The organism is Halorubrum sp. SD612 (assembly GCF_002135005.1).
Genome location: NZ_NEWI01000203.1, coordinates 1 through 3,894 on the forward strand (window position 1 = coordinate 1; position 3,894 = coordinate 3,894).

Sequence of the window (3,894 nt, forward strand, 5' to 3'; positions counted from 1 at the left end):
GCCCCCGCCTTCCCCCGTGCCGACCTCGACCGACACGCTCCCGTTCGACAGCTCCACGCTCCAGTAGACGAGCCAGAGCCCCAGCCCGCTGCTGTGATACACCTGGCTCATGTCGTGGTCGCCGGTGAGCACGCCGGCCTCGACGGCCGGGATCGGCGGCAGGTCGTCCTCGACGACGAGCTCCGCGCCCGCCTCGGTGCGGCGGAGCCCGACCGTCACCGCCGGCGTCCCGTCGTCGCTGTGCTGGAACGGGTTCTCCAGGAGCTCGATCACCGCCGACCGGAGCTCGCAGCGCCCGTCGACGACGACCGGGTCGAGGCCGTCGACCGCGACCGATCCCTCCGGATACCGCTCGTCGACGGTTTCGACGGCCTCCTCGACCACGCTCCGCAGGTCGATCGCGTCGGTCTCCAGCCGGCCGGTGATCAGCTCGATGATCTCGCGTTCCTTCTCCGCCGTTTCGAGCAGCCCCTCGCCCACCCGCCGAATGACCGCCGTGTGATCCGTCGACTCGGGCACCTCCGCCTCGATGTCTTCGACCTTCCCGAGGACGATGTTGAGGTCGTTCCGGAGGTTGTGACGCAGGAGGTTGTCCATCACGACGAGCTGGCGCTCGCGCCGCCGCCGGTCCGTGACGTCCTTCGTGAACCCGGTGATCCGGACGACCTCGCCGTCCTCGACGATCGGCTCGCCCTGGACCCAGACGCACCGGTTGTAGTTCTCCGCCGCGTTCACTCGGTACTCCATGTCCACCGACGAGCCCGCCGAGAGGGCCTCCATCGCCTCCTCGACCGCGGGGCGGTCGTCCGGGTGGATCGCGTCGAGGAACGTCTCGGGGTCGCCGCGGACCTCGTCGATCGGAGTCCCGTAGATCTCCTCGTACGCGGGGTTCGCGAACAGCAGCTCCGACCAGTCGGCGTCGAACATCCACAGGACGTCGCTGGAGACCGCGGCGATCTCACGGAGGTGCGCGGTCGCCTCCTCGCGGTCGCGCTCGGCCCGGACGCGCTCGGTCACGTCCCGGGAGCTGATAACGAACCCGTCGAGCGCGTCGTCGGTGAGGTTCGACATCCGGCTCTCCAGCCACACCCACGACCCGTCGCGGGCCCGGTGTCGGTACTCGACGGTGACTTCGGTGAACCCGTCGGTCCGGATCGCCCCCTCGAAGGTGCGCCGCACGCGCTCCCGGTCGTCGGAGTGGACGTACTCGAAGGCGTTCGTGCCGACGAGCTCGTCCGGCTCGTAGCCCACGATCCGCTCGACGGCCGCGTTGGCGTAGGTGAAGGTTCCGCTCTCGTCTAAGAGCGCGACCTTGTCTTGGGCCTGATCGAGCAGGAGTCCGTACGGCTCGGACCGACTCATTCCCCTCACTCTCGTTCGCCTTGGTGTATAATGCTCCCGGCCGTTGGCCGTCGCGGTGCGGACGGTCGAAAACGGGCCCCGATCCCGGTCAGACGTGTTCCGCGAGGAACTCGACGATCTCGCGGTACGCCTCGATCCGGTTGTCGAGCTTCGCGAAGCCGTGCCCCTCGTCGTCGAAGATCAGCTTGCGAACCGGGACGCCCTGCTCGCGGGCCCGCTCGACGATCTGTTCGGCCTCGCCGACGGGCACCCGCGGGTCGTTCTCGCCGTGGAGGACGAAGAGGGGGGCCTCGATCCGCTCGATGTTGTTGATCGGCGAGACGGACTCGAGGAACTCGCGGTCCGCGTCGAGCGAGCCGTACTCGGCCTCGCGCAGCGAGCGCCGCCAGTCGCCGGTGTTCTCGAGGAACGTGACGAAGTTCGCGATGCCGACGATGTCGACGCCGGCGGCCCACAGCTCCGGGTACTCCGTCAGCGACGCCAGCACCATGAAGCCGCCGTAGGAGCCGCCCATCGCGACGACGCGATCGGGGTCGACCTCGGGGTGGTCGTGGAGCCAGCCGACCCCCTCTCGAATGTCCTTCACCGAGTCCATCCGATTTTCCACGTCGTCGAGCCCGGAGTACGCCTTCCCGTACCCCGAGGAGCCGCGGACGTTGGGCTCGAAGACGGCGTACCCGTTGTTCAGCAGGTACTGGGTGACCGAGGCGAAGGAGGGCCGCCGCTGCGACTCCGGTCCGCCGTGGATGTCGACGACGACCGGGTAGCCCGACTCCGGCGGCTCCGTCTCGGGGACGGAGAAGAACGCGGGGATCTCCCGCCCGTCGAACGTGGGGTAGTGGACCAGCTCGCGCTCGACGAACGTGTCCGACGGGACGCCCGCGGTCGAGGCCCGCGTCCAGCGCTCCGCCTCGCCCGTGGTCGCCTCCACGACGTAGACGTTCGCGTTGTGGGTGCTGCCCGTCGACGTCACCGCGAACCGGTCGCCCTCGGGGCCGAAGCTCACGCCGCCGGCGACCCCCCTCGGGAGCTCCGGCGTCGGGAACTCGTCGATCCGGTCGGGCGCGACGAGCTCGCCCGCGGTGAGTTCGGTGTAGCCGTCGACGTTCCGGGAGTAGACGAGCCGGCGGGACTCGAAGTCTATCGCGACGCCGTCGACGTTCCACTCGCCGCCGTCGGCGACGACGGCGAACTCGCCGCTCGCGAGGTCGAGCCGCTCCAGCCTGAGCGTGTCGCTCTCGCGGTCGGTGACGAGGTAGAGCCCGTCGCCGTCCGGACCCCACTCCGGACCGGCGTACCGGACGTCGCCGTCGTGGGGCGTGTGGTGCGTCAGGTCGCCGCTCGCGAGGTCGAGGGTGTACACGTCGTGGTCGAACGAGGAGTGCGCCTCGTGGACGATCAGGCGGTCGTCGCTCGGCGACCAGCCGGCCACGGAGAGCCAGCCGTCCCCCTCGTGGACGAGTTCGGCGTCGTTGCCGGTCTCCTCGCGGCCCTGAACGTACACGTCGAAGACGGCCTCGTCGCGGCGGTTCGACGCGAACGCGAACCGGTCGCCCGAGGAGTCCCAGCCGCCCCACCGGTGTTTCGCCTCGGGGCGCGCCGTCAGGTCCGTGATCGCGCCCGACTCGTAGTCGAGCCGGTACAGCTGCGCCCGCTCGTTACCCCCCTCGTCCATGCCGAAGACGGCCTCGTGGCGCTCCGGCGAGGAGTCCACGAAGGAGACGGACTCCTCGAAGAAGGTGTGCTGTTCGGGCCACGACTCGGGCTCGCGGACCGACCACACCTGCCCGGTGCCGGTCGTGTCGAGCAGGAAGGAGAGCCGGCCGTCGGGGCCGAGGTCGGCGCCGCCCGCGTTCCGCACGTTGAGGTAGCGTTCGATGTCGTACTGTCGCATGCCACTCGGTTCCGCACGTGTCGTGAAACCGTTTCGGGTGGCGGAGCCGCTCCGCGTCGCTCCGCCGGTCCGACTTCGGTGCGTCCTCGCCGCCCCGACTCCCGCCCGGATGCCGTGTCTTTTTACCGGCGCCCCCCGTGCGGTCGGCGTATGCGCGTCGCGTTCGCCTCGCTCTTCGCTCCCGGACACGGGGAGACCCCGGCGCGAACGCGAACCCTGCGGACCGCTCGCGCCCTCGCCGTCCGCGGCCACGACGTCGTCTGGCTCTGCGCGCGCTGGTGGGGCGGCGACCACGACGTCTTCGAGGAGGACGGGATCGAGTACCGGTCGGTCACCGTCGAGCCCGCGCCCGCCGCGTTCGCGGCGCGGCTGCCGACGGCGCTCCGGCGCGTCGGCCCCGACGTCGTCCACGCGGTCAACAGCCCGCCGACGCCGGCGCTCGCCGCCACGGTCGGGGGGTCGCTCTCGCGGGCGCCGGTCGTCGTCGACTGGTGGCGCGACCACCCGGCGGACGCCCGCCGGTGGTACCGGCCGCTCGCGCGGCGCGCGGACGCGGTCGCGACCCCCTCGCGGACCACCAAGACGCGCCGCCGACCCACCGCCCCCGCGGCCTCCTCCGCCCTCCCCGCCGCCCCCCG

General features: G+C 71.2%; 3 protein-coding genes. 1 reads left to right on the forward strand and 2 read right to left on the reverse strand.

Features of this window, described 5'->3' with window-relative positions; all coding sequences use genetic code 11:
- Both B9G38_RS15025 and B9G38_RS15030 read right to left on the reverse strand, forming a co-directional pair.
- Positions 1-1,362: PAS domain-containing sensor histidine kinase (locus tag B9G38_RS15025; RefSeq protein WP_143415502.1), on the reverse strand; the 1,362-nt coding region annotated here is incomplete at its 3' end.
- Between the two features lie 88 nt (positions 1,363-1,450).
- Positions 1,451-3,256, reverse strand: coding sequence for a S9 family peptidase (locus B9G38_RS15030; protein WP_086220912.1), 1,806 nt, complete (start codon positions 3,254-3,256; stop codon positions 1,451-1,453).
- Positions 3,257-3,406: 150 nt separating this feature from the next.
- On the opposite strand from B9G38_RS15030, the gene B9G38_RS15035 reads away from it, so the two are divergent.
- Positions 3,407-3,894: glycosyltransferase (locus B9G38_RS15035; protein WP_143415504.1), on the forward strand; the 488-nt coding region annotated here is incomplete at its 3' end.

What these genes read in the sequence shown, in the direction of transcription:
- B9G38_RS15030 (WP_086220912.1), bottom strand. Translation starts at nt 3,256, where the DNA reads ATGCGACAGTACGACATCGAACGCTACCTCAACGTGCGGAACGCGGGC.